At 74.3% G+C, this 17,198-nt stretch carries 16 protein-coding genes and 1 riboswitch; of the genes, 6 read left to right on the top strand and 10 right to left on the bottom strand.

Translation table 11 applies throughout. The annotated features are described in order from the left end of the window. Nucleotides 1-56 precede the first annotated feature (56 nt). Nucleotides 57-539, bottom strand: coding sequence for an SsrA-binding protein SmpB (smpB, locus tag ABZW14_RS09480; RefSeq protein WP_355342488.1), 483 nt, complete (start codon nucleotides 537-539; stop codon nucleotides 57-59). A 111-nt stretch (nucleotides 540-650) separates the two neighbouring features. On the opposite strand from smpB, the gene ABZW14_RS09475 reads away from it, so the two are divergent. Then, nucleotides 651-1,454, top strand: coding sequence for a hypothetical protein (locus tag ABZW14_RS09475; protein WP_355342485.1), 804 nt, complete (start codon nucleotides 651-653; stop codon nucleotides 1,452-1,454). On the opposite strand, the gene ABZW14_RS09470 is transcribed toward ABZW14_RS09475, so the two are convergent. Further along, nucleotides 1,429-3,594 (bottom strand): FUSC family protein, encoded by a 2,166-nt coding sequence (locus tag ABZW14_RS09470; protein WP_355342482.1) that lies wholly within the window; start codon nucleotides 3,592-3,594, stop codon nucleotides 1,429-1,431. The genes ABZW14_RS09475 and ABZW14_RS09470 overlap by 26 nt on opposite strands. A gap of 154 nt (nucleotides 3,595-3,748) precedes the next feature. On the opposite strand from ABZW14_RS09470, the gene ABZW14_RS09465 reads away from it, so the two are divergent. Next, a complete protein-coding gene (locus ABZW14_RS09465; protein WP_355342479.1) occupies nucleotides 3,749-4,621 on the top strand; it encodes an NAD(P)-dependent oxidoreductase in 873 nt (290 codons plus the stop codon). A 4-nt stretch (nucleotides 4,622-4,625) separates the two neighbouring features. On the opposite strand, the gene ABZW14_RS09460 is transcribed toward ABZW14_RS09465, so the two are convergent. From ABZW14_RS09460 to ABZW14_RS09445, 4 genes are read right to left on the bottom strand one after another with little or no spacing between them, the layout of a single operon-like run. Then, nucleotides 4,626-5,873, bottom strand: coding sequence for a vanadium-dependent haloperoxidase (locus ABZW14_RS09460; protein ID WP_355342476.1), 1,248 nt, complete (start codon nucleotides 5,871-5,873; stop codon nucleotides 4,626-4,628). 41 nt (nucleotides 5,874-5,914) lie between these two features. Further along, entirely contained in the window at nucleotides 5,915-6,565 is a 651-nt protein-coding gene (locus ABZW14_RS09455; RefSeq protein ID WP_355342473.1) for a lysoplasmalogenase, read from the bottom strand. Continuing rightward, a complete protein-coding gene (locus ABZW14_RS09450; RefSeq protein WP_355342470.1) occupies nucleotides 6,562-7,389 on the bottom strand; it encodes a sterol desaturase family protein in 828 nt (275 codons plus the stop codon). Before ABZW14_RS09450 ends, ABZW14_RS09455 begins: the two co-directional genes overlap by 4 nt. Beyond that, a complete protein-coding gene (locus tag ABZW14_RS09445) occupies nucleotides 7,386-8,114 on the bottom strand; it encodes a GntR family transcriptional regulator (protein ID WP_355342467.1) in 729 nt (242 codons plus the stop codon). The genes ABZW14_RS09450 and ABZW14_RS09445 overlap by 4 nt, the downstream gene beginning before the upstream one ends. 135 nt (nucleotides 8,115-8,249) lie before the next feature. On the opposite strand from ABZW14_RS09445, the gene htpG reads away from it, so the two are divergent. Next, on the top strand, nucleotides 8,250-10,142 hold the full coding sequence (gene htpG, locus ABZW14_RS09440) for a molecular chaperone HtpG (RefSeq protein ID WP_355342464.1): 1,893 nt from the start codon (nucleotides 8,250-8,252) through the stop codon (nucleotides 10,140-10,142). A gap of 99 nt (nucleotides 10,143-10,241) precedes the next feature. Here htpG and ABZW14_RS09435 read toward each other — a convergent pair whose 3' ends face one another. The 4 genes from ABZW14_RS09435 to ABZW14_RS09420 form a co-directional block, all read right to left on the bottom strand. Continuing rightward, nucleotides 10,242-10,601 (bottom strand): hypothetical protein, encoded by a 360-nt coding sequence (locus ABZW14_RS09435; protein ID WP_355342461.1) that lies wholly within the window; start codon nucleotides 10,599-10,601, stop codon nucleotides 10,242-10,244. Nucleotides 10,602-10,631: 30 nt separating this feature from the next. Next, the gene (locus ABZW14_RS09430) at nucleotides 10,632-11,330 is read right to left on the bottom strand and encodes an SDR family oxidoreductase (protein ID WP_355342458.1); all 699 of its coding nucleotides are present in this window, start codon (nucleotides 11,328-11,330) and stop codon (nucleotides 10,632-10,634) included. Between the two features lie 31 nt (nucleotides 11,331-11,361). Further along, complete coding sequence (locus ABZW14_RS09425) at nucleotides 11,362-11,832, bottom strand: helix-turn-helix domain-containing protein (protein ID WP_355342455.1); 471 nt, start codon at nucleotides 11,830-11,832, stop codon at nucleotides 11,362-11,364. Between the two features lie 73 nt (nucleotides 11,833-11,905). Next, on the bottom strand, nucleotides 11,906-13,474 hold the full coding sequence (locus tag ABZW14_RS09420; protein ID WP_355342452.1) for an LLM class flavin-dependent oxidoreductase: 1,569 nt from the start codon (nucleotides 13,472-13,474) through the stop codon (nucleotides 11,906-11,908). 165 nt (nucleotides 13,475-13,639) lie between these two features. Between ABZW14_RS09420 and ABZW14_RS09415 the strand changes: the two genes are divergently transcribed. The 3 genes from ABZW14_RS09415 to ABZW14_RS09405 all read left to right on the top strand — a co-directional run bounded on the left by ABZW14_RS09415 (nucleotide 13,640) and on the right by ABZW14_RS09405 (nucleotide 17,032). After that, nucleotides 13,640-15,472: a glycoside hydrolase family 3 protein gene (locus ABZW14_RS09415; RefSeq protein WP_355342449.1), complete on the top strand. Its 1,833-nt coding sequence runs from the start codon at nucleotides 13,640-13,642 to the stop codon at nucleotides 15,470-15,472. Nucleotides 15,473-15,616: 144 nt separating this feature from the next. Further along, a riboswitch (cyclic di-AMP (ydaO/yuaA leader) is annotated at nucleotides 15,617-15,789 on the top strand. After that, nucleotides 15,789-16,466 (top strand): transglycosylase family protein, encoded by a 678-nt coding sequence (locus ABZW14_RS09410; protein ID WP_355342446.1) that lies wholly within the window; start codon nucleotides 15,789-15,791, stop codon nucleotides 16,464-16,466. It overlaps the preceding riboswitch by 1 nt. Before the next feature lie 119 nt (nucleotides 16,467-16,585). Next, nucleotides 16,586-17,032: a YbaB/EbfC family nucleoid-associated protein gene (locus tag ABZW14_RS09405; RefSeq protein ID WP_355342443.1), complete on the top strand. Its 447-nt coding sequence runs from the start codon at nucleotides 16,586-16,588 to the stop codon at nucleotides 17,030-17,032. Nucleotides 17,033-17,198: the final 166 nt, after the last annotated feature.

Raw genomic sequence — 17,198 nt, 5'->3', positions numbered from 1 at the left:
ACAAGAAGCCTTGTATTTGGCGCCGGTGCGGACCGGCTCGGATACGCGGGGGTGGATCAGGCGGGGCGACGGCCCTTGAGGCGGCGGCCCAACTCGCGGGCGATCTCCCGGTTGGCGTCGCGCTCGGCGAGGGCCTGCCGCTTGTCGTACGACCTGCGGCCCCGGGCCAGGCCCAGCTCGACCTTGGCCCAGCCGTTGGCGAAGTACATCGACAGCGGCACCAGCGTGACCCCGCCGTCGCGCAGCTTCTCCAGGATCCGGGCGATCTCGACCCGGTTCAGCAGCAGCTTGCGGGTGCGCCGGGGCTGGTGGTTGGTCCAGGTGCCGAAGCCGTACTCGGCGATGTGCAGCCCGTACAGCAGGATCTCGCCGTCGCGCTCCTGGGCGAACGCGTCGACCAGCGACACCCGCCCCTCACGCAGCGACTTCACCTCGGTGCCGGCCAGCACGATCCCGGCCTCGTACGTCTTCAGAATCGTGTAGTCGTGCCGCGCCTTCTTGTTGGAGGCGACCAGCTTGCGGCCGGTCTCCCTGGCCACGCCCTCACCTCCTCACCGGTCGACGCCGAGCAGGATACCCCGCGGCCACGGTGCGAAATTCCAGCCGGCGGCGGGTGCCGTACCGGAGTGGCCACCCCTAGCGTCGAACGCATGGACCGACTCGGCGAGATCGCCTTCCGCCTGCCCCGGACGCCCGCGGCGCAGGCCTTCCTCGACCAGTTCGGCGTCCTGCTCGCCGACGTGCCCTACGCCGAACCGGTCCGCGCGCCGGGCGCCCCCGACGGGCCGGTGGAACGGCTGGTCCTCACCCCGCCGCGGCCGGACGGGGCCCGGCCGGTGACCACCGTCGGGCTGGCCGACGTGCCCGCGCCGGTGGTCGCGTTCGACCCGGGACCAGCCCTCGGCCTCCAGGGCGGCGAGTCGCCCGCCGGGCCCGCGCCCACGATCGACGTGGCGGAGGTGGCCCGCCGCCTCGCCGGGCACGTGCGGCAGGTCGACCACACCGGGGTGAACCTGCCCACCGCCACGACGGCGGCCGAGGCGTGGCGCGGACTCCTGCGGGCGCTCGCCGCGACGTCGGCCCTGTACCGCTATCCGACCGGCGAGGAGTGGCCGTTCCTCCTCCCGTCGACCCCGGCCGAGCTGCGCGACGACATCCGGACCTTCGTGACCGGCCGGGAGCCGCGGTTCGAGCTGGTCCACGACCCGTGGCGCAGCCGCACCGAGTGGCAGTTCACGCTCCGGACCGACCGGACGCGCGCGGAGCTGGAGGAGCTGTTCCCCGAGGGGCTCACCTTTCCCGGGCTGGAGGACGTCTTCCGCGTGGTCCCGGTCCACCACCCGTGGTGGCCGGAGCTGGGGATCCGGTTCGACCTCTGCTACCGGGCGACGGGCGGCCCGTCGGACTGGGAGACCGGCGAGTGGCTGGTCACCGCGGGCGGCCGGATCCGGTGACGCGGCGGAGGTGACCGTCCAGGTCGGCCAGCCAGCCGTCGACCTGCACCAGGGACAGCACCTCCGGCCGGTTCTCCCCGTCGCGCAGCAGCGCGTGCACCTGCCGGGCGACGTCACCCTCCGGTTCCGCCGGCGCGGGCGCCCGGTCGACCCGGCCGCGCGTCACCTGGCGGCCGACGTCGGCATACCCGTAGGACAGCCGGGCGGCCCGCGTCACCAGCGCCGCCGCCGGGCCGGGCCACGGGGCCAGCGCGCCGGGCCGGCGGTCGGCCAGCAGCGCCTGCCCGCCGTAACCGGCGCGGTGGGCGGCTGCCAGGACGGTGTCCCACTCGACGTGCGACAGCCGCGGGTCGTCGCGCTCCGCGTGGTACTGGACGAAGGAGGATGTCGCGAGGGCCTCCGCGCGGCGTGCCGCGGCGACCGCGGGGCGGGCGTCCGCCCGGCCCGCGAGGGCCTCGACGATCCGCTCGGCGGCCCGCCCGCTCGCCGCCAGGTACGCGCCGGCGTTGCGGCGCAACTCGCTGCCGCTACCCCGCGGCCAGAGCAGCAGGCCGGCGAGGACGCCCACCACGGCCCCGACGGCCACGTCCACCACCCGGGCGCCGGCCAGTTGCCACGACGCCGGGTTGAGCTGGGCGAACACGACGATGAGCAGCAGCGTGAGCAGTGCCTGGGCCCAGCCCAGGCCCAGCAGCGGCCCGACTCCGAAGGCCAGCACCAGAGCCAGCGGCAGCAGAGCGGCGTACGCCTGCCGCTCCGGCGAGACGAGCAGCAGCAGGCCGCCGGCGGCACCGCCGGCCAGGGTGCCCACGAGCGCCGGCCGCAGCGTGGTCCGGGTGTCCGACGCGGAGGCCCGCATCAGGCTGAGCGTCGCGAGGAGCACCCAGAACCCGTGTTGCAGGTCGACCACCCCGGCGATCACCCGGGCGGCGGCCAGGGCCACAGCGAGGCGGACCGCTCCCTCCAGGTACACCGAGCGCGGGGTCAGGTGTGCCCGGAACTGCTGCCGGTACAGCGACCAGGCGCTGCGCCCGGCGTACCAGAACCGGTCCGCGCCGGCCTCGACGGGGCGCGCGGCGTGGCGCCCACGCGGGCCGGTGGCGATCGCGACCGCCGTCGCATGCGTTCCGACCTGGTCGGCGAGGGTCCGCACCGCCGCGTCGGCGCGCAGCCGGGCCGGATCGGCGGCCCGCCACGACGGCGGCAACGGGCTTCTCGGCTCCGGCCCGTCGTCGGCCGGCGTGCCCGGCCGGCGCACCGCGACCTCGGCGGAGTGCCGCAGCGACGCCGCGCAGCGCCGGAGCGCCCCCGACAAATCGGCGTCGCCGCTGCCCGTGACGTCCGGCCGGGACGCGAGGGAGCCGGCCACCGCGAACACCTCCTGGGCGGCCCCCGCCGCGTCCCGCCAGGCCCGGTCGCGGCGGCCGGCCGAGATGGGGCGTGCCGTCACCGGCAGCCGTGCCATCCGTACCTGGTCGAGCAGCTGTGCCGCCCGGACGCGCCGGCGCGCCGCCTCCTGCGCCGCCCCCGGGCGCGCGACCAGCACGTCCGCCAGCGCGTCGACGAGATCCGCGAGGCCGCCCGCCGCCGCGGCGAGGCGCCGCGGGAAGGAGACCGGCGCCGGGTCCGGCCAGAGCGTCACCTCGGCGAGCGCGACCAGGGCGACGCCCAGGGTGACGCCGGCCAGCCGGGCCGGCAGGGTGTCGGGCTGGTACGGCGGGAAGCAGGCCAGGATGTAGAAGAGCTGGAGCGCGTTGGCCAGCCCGACCAGGCGTGGCCCGCCGACCCCCGCGAACGCCACCGCGAACCCGATGACGAGCATCCCGGCGGAGGCGGCCGCGGTGCTGACCGCCAGCACCGTGCCGACGGCCACGAGCGCCCAGGCCACCGGTACGGCGGCCAGCAGCGTGCGCGCCCGCACCGCGGCCGGACCGGGCAGCTGGGCGAAACTGCCCATGGCGACCGTGGCGAACAGCCCGTAGATGGCGAGGGTGACGTTGCCCAGGCCGTATCGGCAGCCGTAGAAGACGAGCGAGGCGACGACGGTCAGCCGGGCCGCCCGGCGGATGAGGCGGTAGCCCGGGTCCCGCCGGCGCAGCCGGTCCCGCAGGTCACCACCGGGCCGTCGACGAATGCCCACACCGTTCCCCAAAGGTCCTCCCGGGGGCGGCGGGCCGTCTGCTCAACGGGACTCTAACCGGTCGCCGGCGGTGCCGGCCCGCAGTGTCCGCGATCGGGATGCCCCCCGGCTGCCGTACGCCTAGGCTTCCCGTAGGCGAGGCGGGGGAGCGGCGATGACGCGGGTGGCGGTGCTGGGGCTCGGTGGCATGGGCGCGCCGATGGCGGCGAACCTCGTCCGGGCCGGCCTGACGACGGTGGTGTGGAACCGGCACCCGGAGCCGGCCCGCGCGCTCGGCGACCGGGGCGCCGAGGTCGCCACCGATCCGGTCGAGGCGGTACGCGGGGCCGACGTGGCGGTGACCATGGTGACCGACGCGGCCGCGGTCCGCGCGATCGCCGTCGACCAGGGCATGCTGGCCGCGCTGCCCGAGGGGGCGGTCTGGGCGCAGATGAGCACCATCGGGGTGACCGAGACCGCGCGCCTGGCCGAGCTGGTCGGCGCCGAGCGCCCCGGGGTGACCCTGGTGGACGCGCCGGTGGCCGGCAGCCGTGGCCCGGCCGAACAGGGTCGCCTCGTCGTCCTCGCCTCCGGCCCGGAGCAGGTGCGGGACCGGGTGGCGCCGGTCTTCGACGCGGTCGGGCAGCGGACCGTCTGGGTGGGCCCCGTCGGCGCCGGGTCGCGGCTGAAGCTGGTCAACAACCTGCTGCTCGCGTTCGTGAACGAGGGGATCGCGGCGGCGGTCGCCCTGGGCGACGCGCTCGGGCTGGACCGCGGCACCGTGCACGGGGCCCTGCGGGGCAGCCCGCTGGTGTCGCCCTGGGCGGCCGAGAAGCTGGACCGGATCGCCGGAGACGACTACACGACGCAGTATTCCCTGGCGCTGGCCCTCAAGGACGTGGACCTCGCGTTGCGTGAGGTGCCGTCCGGCCGGTTCCCGGCCGCCGAGGCCCTGGCCGGCGAGTGGCGACACGCGGTCGAGCGGGGCCTCGGCGGCGACGACCTCACGGTGGTGACGCGGGCCCTCGCCCGGGAGACGACGGACTGACCGGCTACAGCGGCCGGCCGTCCCAGCGGGCGAGCCCGGCCGCCGCCACGCGGCGGCCGACCGCCGCGCCGACCTCGTCGGTGTGCCGGAAGTGAATGCCCGACCACACCCGAGCGTCGATGTTGTCCCGGGTCAGCTCCCGCCAGTCCCGGTAGGTCAGGGTGACGCCGGTGGCGGTGGGGCTGGACAGTGCCACCGGCCCGGCCGGCGCTCCGGCGAGCGCGCGCAGGACGGTCTCGGCGGCGCCGGCGTAGGTGGTGTGCCCGCTGGGATATTCCGGATGGGCGGGGGTGGTGATGAGCGGGGTCCACGCCGGGTCCGGCGCGATGTCCCCGGTCCGGATCGCGGTGACCGGGCGCCAGCGCAGGTCCCGGTACTTGGCCGCGTACGTGACGATCTGGGCGTCGACGGTGGCCGCGTGGAAGAGGGCGACGAGCGCGACCCGGCGTGCCGTCCCGCGGACGCTCCCCTCGACGGCGGCGCGCAGCGCTCCGGTGTAGCCGTTCAGCGAGGTCTGCGCCCAGAACCGGGCCACGTCGGTCTGCCGGTCCGTGCGGCGGCTGCTCTCCACCGCACCGACCGCCCGGCTCTCGGCCAGGTCGCGGGCGTAACGCGCGCTGTCCAGCGCGGGCGGCGGCCCGGGCAGGTACGCCCGCAGGTCGTCGATCAGGAACGGCCGGCCGTCGCCCTGGCCGGCCTGCACGGCGACGGCGAAGCCGGGCGGGGTCGGCTGCCAGACGCCGGGCGCCGGCGCCGGCGGGGTGAACGGCCGGTTGACCGAGGCGAGGTCCAGCCCGTCGCCGGCCCGCTCGGCGAGCACGTCGCGGGCCGCGGCCCGGCCGCTCTCGACGGCGGCCTGGACGGCCGCGGCCGGACCCAGCCGGCCGAGCGTGGCCGCCAGAGCGGCGTCGAGGTCGGCCGTACGCGCCGGCACCAGCGTGGTGAGGGCCTCGTGCACGGCCCCGGCGAGCGCGCCGTCCGCGGGAGCGCCCCCGTGCGCCCGGGTCACCGCACGCCAGGCGGCGATCCAGCCGATCGCCCAGGTGCGGCTGCTGTTGACCTGGAGCGGTCCGGTGATCACCCCGATCGTCGCCGCGGTGACGTCGTACCACTCGAGCACGGTGTCCACCTCGGACCCGCGGGCGGCGGCCGTGCCGGCCAGGCCTGGGGTGGCGAGGGCGGCCGCGCCGGCGCCGGCGCCGATCAGCAGGGTCCGGCGGGTGGGCCGGGGGTACGGACGCGCGGACGGCATGCGGGCTCCCGAGGTGCGACGGGGGAAGGGGCCGCGCCAGCCTAACCCAGTAAACCTACCGACTCAATAGGGTATTGATGGTCACGCCGGACCGCGGTGGCGGCGACCCAGCCCGTGATGATCAGCAGGAGGGCCGCCGCGTAGGTGGTCATGACGAGGAGGTCCCGGCCGGGGAAGTCGACGCCCGCCGCACCCACCCCGATCAGCAGGTCGGAGACGAGGAAGAGGGCCCCGCCGGCCGCCGTGCGCCGGGACACCCCGGTCGCGGCGGCGGCCATCATGGACAGTGCCAGGCTGTAGCCGAGCACCGGCAGCCGCAGCGGGCCCAGCGCGCCCCAGAGCAGCGCGTTCGCGCCGGCCCACGCCACCAGGTAGCCGGCCACCGCCGCCACCGGTGGCCGGCGGTGGCGCAGGAAGGCGGTGAGGAAGGCGACCTGGGTCACCAGGAAACAGCCCATGCCCGCCAGGAACGCGGTGTCGCCCGGCACGAGCAGGGCCACGTCCCCGGCGGTGGCGGCGACCAGACCCACCGCCACCGGGTCCACCCGGCGTCGCCGGTCCCACAGGTACGCCAGCAGGAGCGGCGCCAGCAGCGGCTTGGCCAGCCACTGCGTCGGCGTCGAGTCGAGCGCCACCCCGACCAGTTCCACCAGAGCGACGGCCCCGAACAGGGCCAGCCAGGGGCGCCTCACCGGCCCGGCTGCCAGCCGGGCCGGCCGAAGACGTAGCCGAGCCGCGCCCGCCACGAGGTGGTCTGCCGGACGTCGGACCAGATCGCGGCGAACTCGTGGGTGGCCACCCGCAGCGGGTTGTAGGTCTGGATGTTCTTGGTCAGCCCGTACCGGGCCGGGGCGCGCTCGGGCTCGAAGGAGCCGAAGAGCCGGTCCCAGACGATGAGGATGCCGCCGTAGTTGCGGTCCAGGTACTCGGCGTTCGACCCGTGGTGCACCCGGTGGTGCGACGGCGTGTTGAAGATGAACTCGATCGGCCGCGGCAGCACGCCGACCCGCTCGGTGTGCAGGAAGAACTGGTAGAGCAGGCTGATCGACTGCTGGAGGAAGATCATCCACGGCGGGATGCCGAGCAGCGCCAGCGGCAGCCAGAACGGCAGCGAGGTCATCGGCGTCCAGCTCTGCCGCAGCGCCGTGGAGAGGTTGTAGTAGACGCTGGAGTGGTGCACCACGTGGCTGGCCCACAGCACGCGCACCTCGTGGTGCAGCCGGTGGAACCAGTAGTAGGCGATGTCGTCGGCGAAGAAGACGATCACCCAGGTCCACCAGTCGCCGGGGGAGAGGTGCACGGGCGCGACCAGCCACAGTGCCGCGTAGATGCCGACCGTGAGCAGCTTCCAGGGGAAGCCGATGATCTGGCTGCCGAGGCCCATGGAGAGGCTGGTGGTGGTGTCGCGCAGCTCGTAGCCGCGCTCGTCGTCGTCGGGGAGGAACCGGTAGGAGACCGCCTCGATGATGATGAGCAGCAGGAACGCCGGGACGGCGTAGAGCACGGCGGGGATCATGCTCGGGCTTCCCTTCCGGGGGTGGGGGTGGGGGGGGTGGTGACCGGGGCGGTCAGCAGGGCCCGGGCGTGCCGGGCGGCCGTCGTGCCCTGGCCGGCGGCGATCGCGGTGGCGAGCCGGCGGTGGCCGGCGACGTCGAGCAGCTCGGCGGCCCGGGCGTCCGGGGGGACGTCGCCCACGGCGAAGGTGCCGGCCACCAGGCTGTTGAACGCCAGCAGGTAGGCGGTGTTGCCGCTGCCCCGCACGATCAGCCACCAGATCGCGATGTTGGCCTCGTTCATCCGGTCCAGGTCGGGGGCGAGTGAGCCGTACTCCTCGGCGGCCCGGACCAGCGCGGCGGTGACCTCCGGGTCGCCGCGCTCGGCGCAGAGCCGGGCCGCGTCGATCCCGACGCAGGCCCGCATCTCCAGCATGTCCCGGACCAGGGTCTCGACCGGGAGTACGTCACCGGAGCGGGCCAGGGACAGCGCCAGGTCCAGCCCGGCGTGCACCCGCCAGTCGAGCACCCGGGTGGCGCCGCCCTGGCTGACCCGGACCAGGCCGAGTTGCTGGAGCCGGCGCAGCGCCTCGCGGACGGCGTGCCGGTTCACCGCGAACGTCGAGGCCAGCTCCCGTTCGCCGGGCAGCGTGTCGTCCGGCCGGTAGCGGCCGCTGACGATCGCGTCGCGGAGCTGGCCGAAGACGTGGTCGGAGACCGAGGCGCGGGGGACGGGGGCGAAGGCCATGGGCAGCAGTGTGGCCCTGGACACATCAACCCGTCAACTGGTTGGACCAGATTGAATCCGCCACCCTGCGGTAGGCGCGCGCGTACGCCTCGTATCCTTTCCGCCGGAAGCCCCGCGAAGTGGAAGGGAGTCGGTGTGAGCGACCGGGTCGAGACGTTGGAGTTCCAGGCCGAGGCCCGTCAGCTGCTCCAGCTGATGGTGCACTCGATCTACTCCAACAAGGACGTCTTCCTGCGTGAGCTGATCTCGAACGCCTCCGACGCGCTGGACAAGGTGCGCCTGGAGTCGCTGGTCGACAAGGACCTGCAGGTCGACACCACCGACCTGCACATCGAGATCGAGGTCGACAAGGAGGCCCGCACGCTGACCGTGCGGGACAACGGGATCGGCATGTCCCGCGACGAGGTGGTGGGCCTGATCGGCACCATCGCCAAGTCGGGCACCGCCGAGCTGCTGCGTACGCTGCGCGAGTCGAAGGACGCCGCCGCCTCGCAGGAGCTGATCGGGCAGTTCGGCGTCGGCTTCTACGCCACCTTCATGGTCGCCGACAAGGTCACCCTGCTGACCCGCCGCGCCGGGCAGGCCGGCGGCACCCGGTGGGAGTCCACGGGCGAGGGCACCTATTCGGTGGAGACCGTCGACGACGCACCGCAGGGCACCTCGGTCACGCTGCACCTCAAGCCGGCCGACGCCGAGGACAACCTGCACGACTACACGGCCGAGTGGACGATCCGCGAGATCGTGAAGCGCTACTCGGACTTCATCGCCTGGCCGATCCGGATGACGGTGGAGAAGCCGGGGGAGGACGGCGCCACCACCCGCGAGGAGCAGACGCTCAACTCCATGAAGGCGCTCTGGGCGCGCGCCCGGGACGAGGTCGACGAGGCCGAGTACAAGGAGTTCTACCGGCACGTCGCGCACGACTGGGCCGACCCCCTGGAGACCATCCACATGCGGGGCGAGGGCACCTTCGAGTACGAGGCCCTGCTGTTCGTCCCGTCGCACGCCCCGCTCGACCTCTTCTCCCCGCAGGGCCGTCGGGGCGTGCAGCTCTACGTCAAGCGCGTGTTCATCATGGACGACTGCGACGCGCTGATGCCCAACTACCTGCGCTTCGTCAAGGGCGTGGTGGACGCGCACGACCTGTCGCTGAACATCTCCCGGGAGATCCTCCAGCAGGACCGGCAGATCCGCGCCGTGCGCCGCCGCCTGGTCAAGAAGGTCCTCGCCACGCTGAAGGACCTCCCGGCCGAGTCCTACCGCACCTTCTGGAGCGAGTTCGGCGCGGTGGTGAAGGAGGGCCTGCTGGAGGACCCGGACAACACCGAGGCCCTGCTGGACCTGGTCCGGGCGGCCAGCACCCACGACCCCGCCGAGCTGACCACGCTGCGCGGCTACGTCGAGCGGATGAAGGACGGCCAGACCGAGATCTACTACGCCACCGGCGAGAACCGGGCCACCATCGAGAACTCCCCGCACCTGGAGGCGTTCCGCGCCAAGGGCTACGAGGTGCTGATCCTCACCGACCCCGTCGACGAGGTGTGGGTCGAGCGGGTCGGCGCGTACGACGGGAAGACCCTCCGCTCGGTCGCCAAGGGCCAGGTGGACCTGGAGACCGACGAGGACAGGGAGCGGGCCGAGGCCGAGCGGCAGGAGTACGCCGACCTGCTCACCTGGATGAGCGGCGCGCTCGCCGACAGCGTCAAGGAGGTCCGGCTCTCCACCCGGCTCACCACCTCGCCGGCCTGCGTGGTGGGCGACGCCCACGACATGACGCCCACGCTGGAGAAGATGTACCGGGCCATGGGGCAGGAGGTGCCCCAGGTCAAGCGGATCCTGGAGCTCAACCCGACCCACGCCCTCGTCACCGGGCTGCGCAAGGCGCATGAGCAGGGCGGCGACACCACCGCGCTGACCGAGACCGCCGAGCTGCTGTACGGCATGGCGCTGCTCGCCGAGGGCGGCGAACTGGCCGACCCGGCCCGATTCACCCGGATCCTCGCCGACCGGCTCGCCCGGAACCTCTAGGCGGCGGCCCGCCGGCCGTGGCCCGGGGTGGCGACGGCCGGCGGCCCGGACGGAACCGGCCGCCGGGTCGTGGCCGTCCTGCCACGTCCCGGCGGCCGGTCAGCCGCGGATCAGCCGGTCCAGGTGTGCCGCCTCATCCGGTGACGGCTCGCGCATCCCGCTGCGGAGCAGCCGCCACCGCGTCGTCGCACCGGTGGGGCCGGTGAGTTCACCGTGGGCCAGCGCCCGGTCGATGTCCCGCCGCACCCGCGGTTCGAGGTGCGGTTCGGTGGCGAAGAGGATGCGCAGGCGCAGCTCGCCGCCGACCCGCTCCACCCCGGTGTGGTGGGCCGCCACCGGGCAGGGCGGCTCGTGCTCCCAGTGCCCGCAGAGCGCCACGGTGACCGCCGCGCCGGGCGCGCCGTCGTCCGACTCCGGCGCCATGGCCAGGACCGCGTGGTGGGCGTACCCCTGTCGCATCCGGTCATTGTGTCGCGAGGCGGCGCCGGATCAGGGCAGGGCGGGGTAGAGGGCGGCGACGCCGCCGGAGAGGCCGGCGAGGACCTGGCGGGAGGTCTCGTCGGCGACGATCTCGTACCGGTCGGCCTCGATCCCGTCGACGGCGAGCCGGGCGATGTCGGCGGGGTCGGACTTCGGTCCGGTGACGTGCGCCGCCATGTCGGTGTCCATGTAGCCGACGTGCAGGCCGGCGACCCGGATGCCCCGGTCGGCGAGCTGCGTGCGGAGCGCGTTGGTCATCGACCACTCGGCCGCCTTGGCCGCGCCGTAGGCGCCCACCTGCGGGAACGTGATCCAGGACAGGGCGGAGAGGATGTTCAGCACGGTCCCGCCCCCGTTGGCCGCGATCCTCGGCGCGAACGCCCGCACCACGGACAGCGTGCCGAGGTAGTGGGTCTCCAGCTCCCGGCGGATGTCCGCCAGGTCGCCGTCGAGCAGGTCCGCCCCGGTGCTCACGCCGGCGTTGTTGACCAGCAGGGTGACGTCCCCGGCCAGCTGCGCGGCGGCGGCCACCGAGGCCGGGTCGGTGATGTCGAGCCGCACCGGGACGGCGCCCGGCAGGTCGACGGTGTCCGGGTTGCGGGCGCCGGCGTAGACGGTGGCGCCCCGGGCCAGCAGCTCGGCGGCGAGGTGCCGGCCGAAGCCGCGGTTGGCGCCGGTGACGAGGGCGGTCGTTCCAGCGATCTTCATGGTGTGCTCCTGAGGATGGCGAAGGGGTGGGTCAGGACGGCAGCAGGCCCGGGCCGGGCAGCAGGTCGACCTGGTCGGCGGGCACGTCGTGGCCGGCCGCGCAGCGCAGCGCCACGTGCACCGCGGCGCCGCAGTCGTGGTGGGCCAGCCGCACCGACGGCTCCTCGACGGCGTACGTGTCGCCCCACTCACGCAGGGCGGCGAGCACGGGCAGCAGGTCGCGGCCCTTGGCGGTGAGCACGTACTCGTCGCGGGTGCGCTGTCCCGGCTCCCGGTAGGGCCGGCGGTCGAGCAGCCCGTCGGCGACGAGCTGCTTCAGCCGGGCGGCGGCCACCGGCTCGCTGACGCCGACCCGGCGGGCGAAGTCGTCGAAGCGCCGGGTGCCGAACGACGCCTCGCGCAGCAGGAGCAGCGTGGTCCGGTTGCCGACCACGTCGAGCGCGCCGGCGATCGAGCAGTTGGCGGTGGACCAGGAGTCGCGCCGCGCGAGGAAGTCCGTCATGGGACCGACGCTACCCGGCTGACTTAGGAAAACAAAAGCCAGCTATCTCACGCCGGAGGAGGGAATAGCCGCGTCAGAGCTGGCCGGCGTAGAAGCCGTGCCGGGCGAGCGGCTCGACGATCTCCCGCTCCTCGTACGACAGGTGCGACAGCAGGGTGTCGGTGAGCAGGTCCACCGCCGCCTGGAGCGCGGTGAAGTCGCCCGGCTCGCGGATGAGTTCCACCAGCGCCCGGTCCACGCTCTCCACCACCCCGTGGATCACCACGTGCTCCTCTTCGAGGCGGTCCAGAACCGCCACGAGCCCCGCGTCGGCCTGCCGCAGGTGCGGGAAGATCGAGTTGTCCTCCAGGCCGTGGTGCTGGGTCACCACCGTGCAGTACGCCGCGCAGTAGGCCCCCAGCGTCCAGTTGTTCTGCCGCATGGTCATCTCGTTCAGCGCGGCCCGGGCGTCGCCCGGCGCGACGGCGCCGCGCTTGACCTGTTCCAGCAGGTCACGCACCTGGGCGAGCTCCTGGCGCAGGTGGTCGTGCACGTCCACCAGGTGCTGCCCGGCGGCCTGCCCGCGGGGCGTGTAGACGTGCCCGGCGGGCGCCGGGGGCGCCACGGGCCGGGTGGACTCGTCCCAGGGCCGGCGCGGGCTCAGCCGTACCCCCGGATCGGGCGTCGGGGTGACCGCGAGGGCCGTCGACCCGCCGGCCTCGACGGCGGCCTGCTGCTCCTCGACGGCGCGGGCGCGGCTGCCCGGCGTGGTGCGCTCGGCGGCAACCAGCTCGCGGACCGCAGGCGCCACCTCCTGGGCGAAGAGCTGGACCGCGCGCGGCTCGTCGCTGCCCAGGATGAAGGTGGCGATGCCGTGGTCCAGCGCGAGCCCGGCCAGCTCCTCCACCCACTGCTCGGGCGGGCCGTCGAGGAAGCCGCCCGACGACCGGGCGAAGGTGCCCGTGACGTTGAGCAGCCGGCGCACCGCGCCCGGGTCGCGTCCGGCCTCCTCGGCGGCCTCGTCGATCATCGCGTTCAGCGCGGGCAGCTCCGCCGGCCCCTTCGGCAGGTACGCCAGCGACGGCAGCCAGCCGTCCGCCGCGCGGCCGACCAGCCGCAGCATCCGCGGCTTGTACGCGCCGACCCAGACCCGGACCGGGTGCGCCGGGGCCGGCCCGCGCTTCGCCCCGACCACCCGGTAGTGCTCGCCCTCGACCCGGACCATGCCGCGCCGCTCGGTGTCCCAGACCTCGCGGATCACCCGGATCGCCTCGTCGAGGGCGTCCACGGCCGCCCCGGGCGAGAGCCGCCGCCCACCGACGGCCTCGATCGCCTCCCAGAAGGCGCCGGCCCCGAGACCCAGCTCGACCCGGCCGCCGGTGAGCAGGTCGAGGCTGGCCACGCTGCGGGCCAGCACCACGGGCTGGCGCAGCGGCAGGTTGAGCACGTTGCCGGCGAGCGTGATGCGGCTGGTGGCCGCGGCCACGAAGGACATGAGCGTCCACGTGTCCAGGAAGCCGGGCTGGTACGGGTGGTCCTGGAAGGTCACCAGGTCCAGGCCGACCTGCTCGCAGAGCTTCGCCCGGGCCACCACCTGCTCGGGCCGCCCCGCGCTGGGGGTGAGGAAGCCGCCGAAGGCCAGCTCGTGTCCGTGGTCGCTCATGCCTCGCCACCTCTTGCCGATCTTGCGGGAACCCTTGCCACGGTAGCCCCCGCCGCGGCCGGCCCGCCCGGCGGTTCCGGAACCGGGACGGATTGTTCACAGTCGATGCGCGCGGGCATAGGGTGCCGGTGAACGGCCCCAGCGTTCCTCCGGAAGGAGCGACCCGTGATCCGTCACCACCACCCCCGTCCCCTGGGCCTCGCCCTCCTGCTCGTCGCGGTCACCGCCCTGGCCGCGCCCGTCCCGGCCGCCGCGGCCGGCCTGCCGTACCAGGACCCGACGCTGCCCGTCGCCACCCGCGTCGCCGACCTGCTCGCCCGGATGACTCTCGACGAGAAGCTCGGCCAGATGACCCAGGCCGAGCGCGGCTCGGTCACCGCGAGCGACCTCACCACGTACCGGCTCGGGTCGGTCCTCTCCGGCGGCGGCTCCGCGCCCGCGCCGAACACCGCCGCGTCCTGGGCCGACATGTACGACGGCTTCCAGCGCGCCGCCCTGGCCACCCCGCTCGGCATCCCGATGATCTACGGCGTCGACGCCGTGCACGGGCACAACAACGTGTACGGGGCGACCATCTTCCCGCACAACATCGGCCTCGGCGCGACGCGCGACCCGGCGCTGGTCCAGCAGATCGGCCAGGCCGTCGCCGAGGAGATCACGGGCACCGGCGTGGACTGGAACTTCGCCCCCTGCCTCTGCGTGGCCCGCAACGACCGGTGGGGCCGCACCTACGAGTCGTTCGGCGAGACGCCGGACCTGCCGGCGAGCATGTCCACCCTGGTCACCGGCCTCCAGGGCCCCACCTTGGGCGGGCCCACGTCGGTGCTCGCCACCGCCAAGCACTACCTCGGCGACGGCGGCACGACCGGCGGTGACGACCAGGGCGACACCCAGCTCAGCGAGGCCGACCTGCGCGCCATCCACCTGCCCCCGTTCCAGGCCGCGGTGCAGCGCGGCGTCGGCTCGGTCATGATCTCCTACAGCAGCTGGAACGGGGTGAAGCTGCACGGCCACCGCTATCTGATCACCGATGTCCTCAAGGGTGAGCTGGGCTTCTCCGGCTTCGTGGTCTCCGACTGGAACGGCATCGACCAGATCGACGGCGCCTCCGGCTTCACGGCCGCCGAGGTCAGCGCCGCCGTCAACGCCGGCATCGACATGGTGATGGTGCCGACGGCCTGGAAGACCTTCCTCAGCACCCTGCGGGCCGAGGTGCAGAACGGGCACGTGCCGATGAGCCGGATCGACGACGCGAACCGGCGCATCCTCACGAAGAAGTTCGAGCTGGGGCTCTTCGAACGGCCGTACACCGACCGGAGCTGGACCCCGACGGTGGGTAACGCCGCGCACCGCGCCCTGGCCCGCCAGGCCGTGCGCCAGTCCCAGGTGCTGCTCAAGAACGACGGCGGAGTGCTGCCGCTGGCCCGGGACAACAACAAGATCTTCGTGGCCGGGAAGAACGCCGACAACATCGGCAACCAGAGCGGCGGGTGGACCATCTCCTGGCAGGGCTCGTCCGGCGCCGTCACCCCCGGCACCACCATCCTCCAGGGCATCCGCGCCGCGGTCGGTCCGACCACGACGGTCACCTACAACCAGCGGGGCACCGGCATCGACAAGACCTACCGGGCGGCGATCGCGGTGGTCGGCGAGACACCGTACGCCGAGGGGCAGGGCGACCGCACCGGCAGCATGAGCCTGGACCGCGACGACCTGCGGACGATCACGACGCTGCGCAACGCGGGCGTGCCGGTGATCGTGGTGCTGGTCAGCGGCCGGCCGCTGGACGTCGCCGCCGAACTGCCCCGGTGGAACGCGCTGCTGGCCGCCTGGCTGCCCGGCACCGAGGGCGGCGGGGTGGCCGACGTACTCTTCGGCGGGTACGCGCCCACCGGCAAACTGCCGATGACCTGGATGAACTCGGTCAGCCAGCAACCGATCAACGCCGGCGACGGCAAGGTCCCGCTCTTCCCGCAGGGGTATGGCCTGACCTACTGAGCCGGGTCTCAATAAGCCCTCTTCGGACGGTGCGCAACTTGAACGGGCCCGCCTTCGCTCGGCCGGGTGAAGAACTTCACAAGAGGTGGGCGATCGGTCGAAACCGTTCCTAACGTCGTATCCGTTCGCGATCGCGGACACCACGGGCCGGCAACGCCTAATCCCGCCGCCGGCCCGGTGGTACCTGGACCTCGGGCGGGAGCGGGGGACCCACACGTTCCTCGGTGCACGACACCTCGGGGTGAAGCCGCCTCCGGCGGCCGGGCTCCTCGGCCCGAACCCGACAGCTCACCTCGTCGGCGTGGAGGAAACCCACATGGCAAGTGAATACGTCGCCCGTCACCGCCGGACCGCGCAGCGTCGGACCGCCGTCGGGGCGCTCGTCGTCGGCGCCGCCACCGGCGCCGCCGCCCTTCTCGGCCCGGCCGCCCCGGCCAGCGCCGCCGGCGTCAACTGGGACGCCGTCGCCCAGTGCGAGTCCGGCGGCAACTGGCACATCAACACGGGCAACGGCTACTACGGCGGGCTCCAGTTCTCCCGGAGCACCTGGAACGGCTACGGCGGCCAGAAGTACGCCAGCCGGGCCGACCTGGCCAGCCGTGGCGAGCAGATCGCCATCGCTGAGAAGGTCCTCGACGGACAGGGCATCGGCGCCTGGCCGGTGTGCGGCAAGAAGGGCGGTTCGACCAAGAGCTACGCCAGCAAGGACTCGGGCTCGACGAAGTCGAAGAAGGCCACCTCGCCCACGAAGAGGAAGGCCTCCTCGCAGCGGTCGTCGTACGGCGACCGGCCGGCCACCCGCGGCGAGCGGCGTGCCGCGCCGAGCACCGCCGGCGCCGGCAGCTACCTGGTCCGGCCCGGGGACACCCTCTCCGAGATCGCCGACGCGCAGCACGTCGCCGGCGGTTGGCACGCCCTGTACGAGCGCAACAAGGGCGTGGTCGGCGACAACCCGGGCCTCATCTTCCCGGGTCAGCGGCTGCGGCTGCGCTGACGCCACACCAGGTGCGACGCACCATCGATACGCCCGGCCGGGATTCCCGGCCGGGCGTTCGGCGTCAGGGCCGGTTGCTATCGTCACGGTGCTCGGAAAGACGTGAAGAAAGCGCGGACATGACCAACGACCCGTTCTCCGCGGCCGCGAGCCTCGACGAGCTGCTGACCCGAACCCAGCAGGCGCTGTCCGCGATGCGGTCCCGGGCCGCCGAGCACGCCGACGGCGCGCCGGGTGAGCTGCTCCGGGCCGAGGGCGGCGCGGCGGGCGGCCGGGTCCGCGCCGTCGCCGTCCAGGGTGGCCGGCTGGAGTCCGTCACCGTCGACCCGGAGCTGGCCGGCGAGTCCGTGGCGACCCTGTGCGGGCACGTCGTGACCGCCGTGAACGCCGCCCTCGCCGAGCTGGACGCCCGGGTGAGCGCGTCGGCCCAGGCCGACGTGGACGCCCTCGCGGCGCGACTCGGCGGCCTGCCGGAGCAGTCCGCACGGGACATGGAGCGGTTCAGCCGGGCGATGGAGGGCGTCGCCGCCCGCAACCGCCGCGACGGCTCGGCCCGCCCGGCCTGACCACGGCCGGGCCGGGCCTTCCGGGTCCGCGCCGACCGGCGGCGGGAACGACGAAGCGGGCGGGCCGGGGGGGGGGGGCCGGCCGCCCGGCCGCGGGTGGGGGGGGCGCGGGGGCGCCGGGGGGGGGGGGGGCGAGGGGGTGGTGGGTGGGGGGGGGTTTGTTTGG

Origin of the sequence: Micromonospora sp. NPDC004551 (assembly GCF_040609975.1) — a bacterium.
Classification (GTDB): domain Bacteria; phylum Actinomycetota; class Actinomycetes; order Mycobacteriales; family Micromonosporaceae; genus Micromonospora.
The sequence above is the reverse complement of the archived record's forward strand: the minus strand, read 5'-3'. Positions and strand labels throughout refer to the sequence as shown.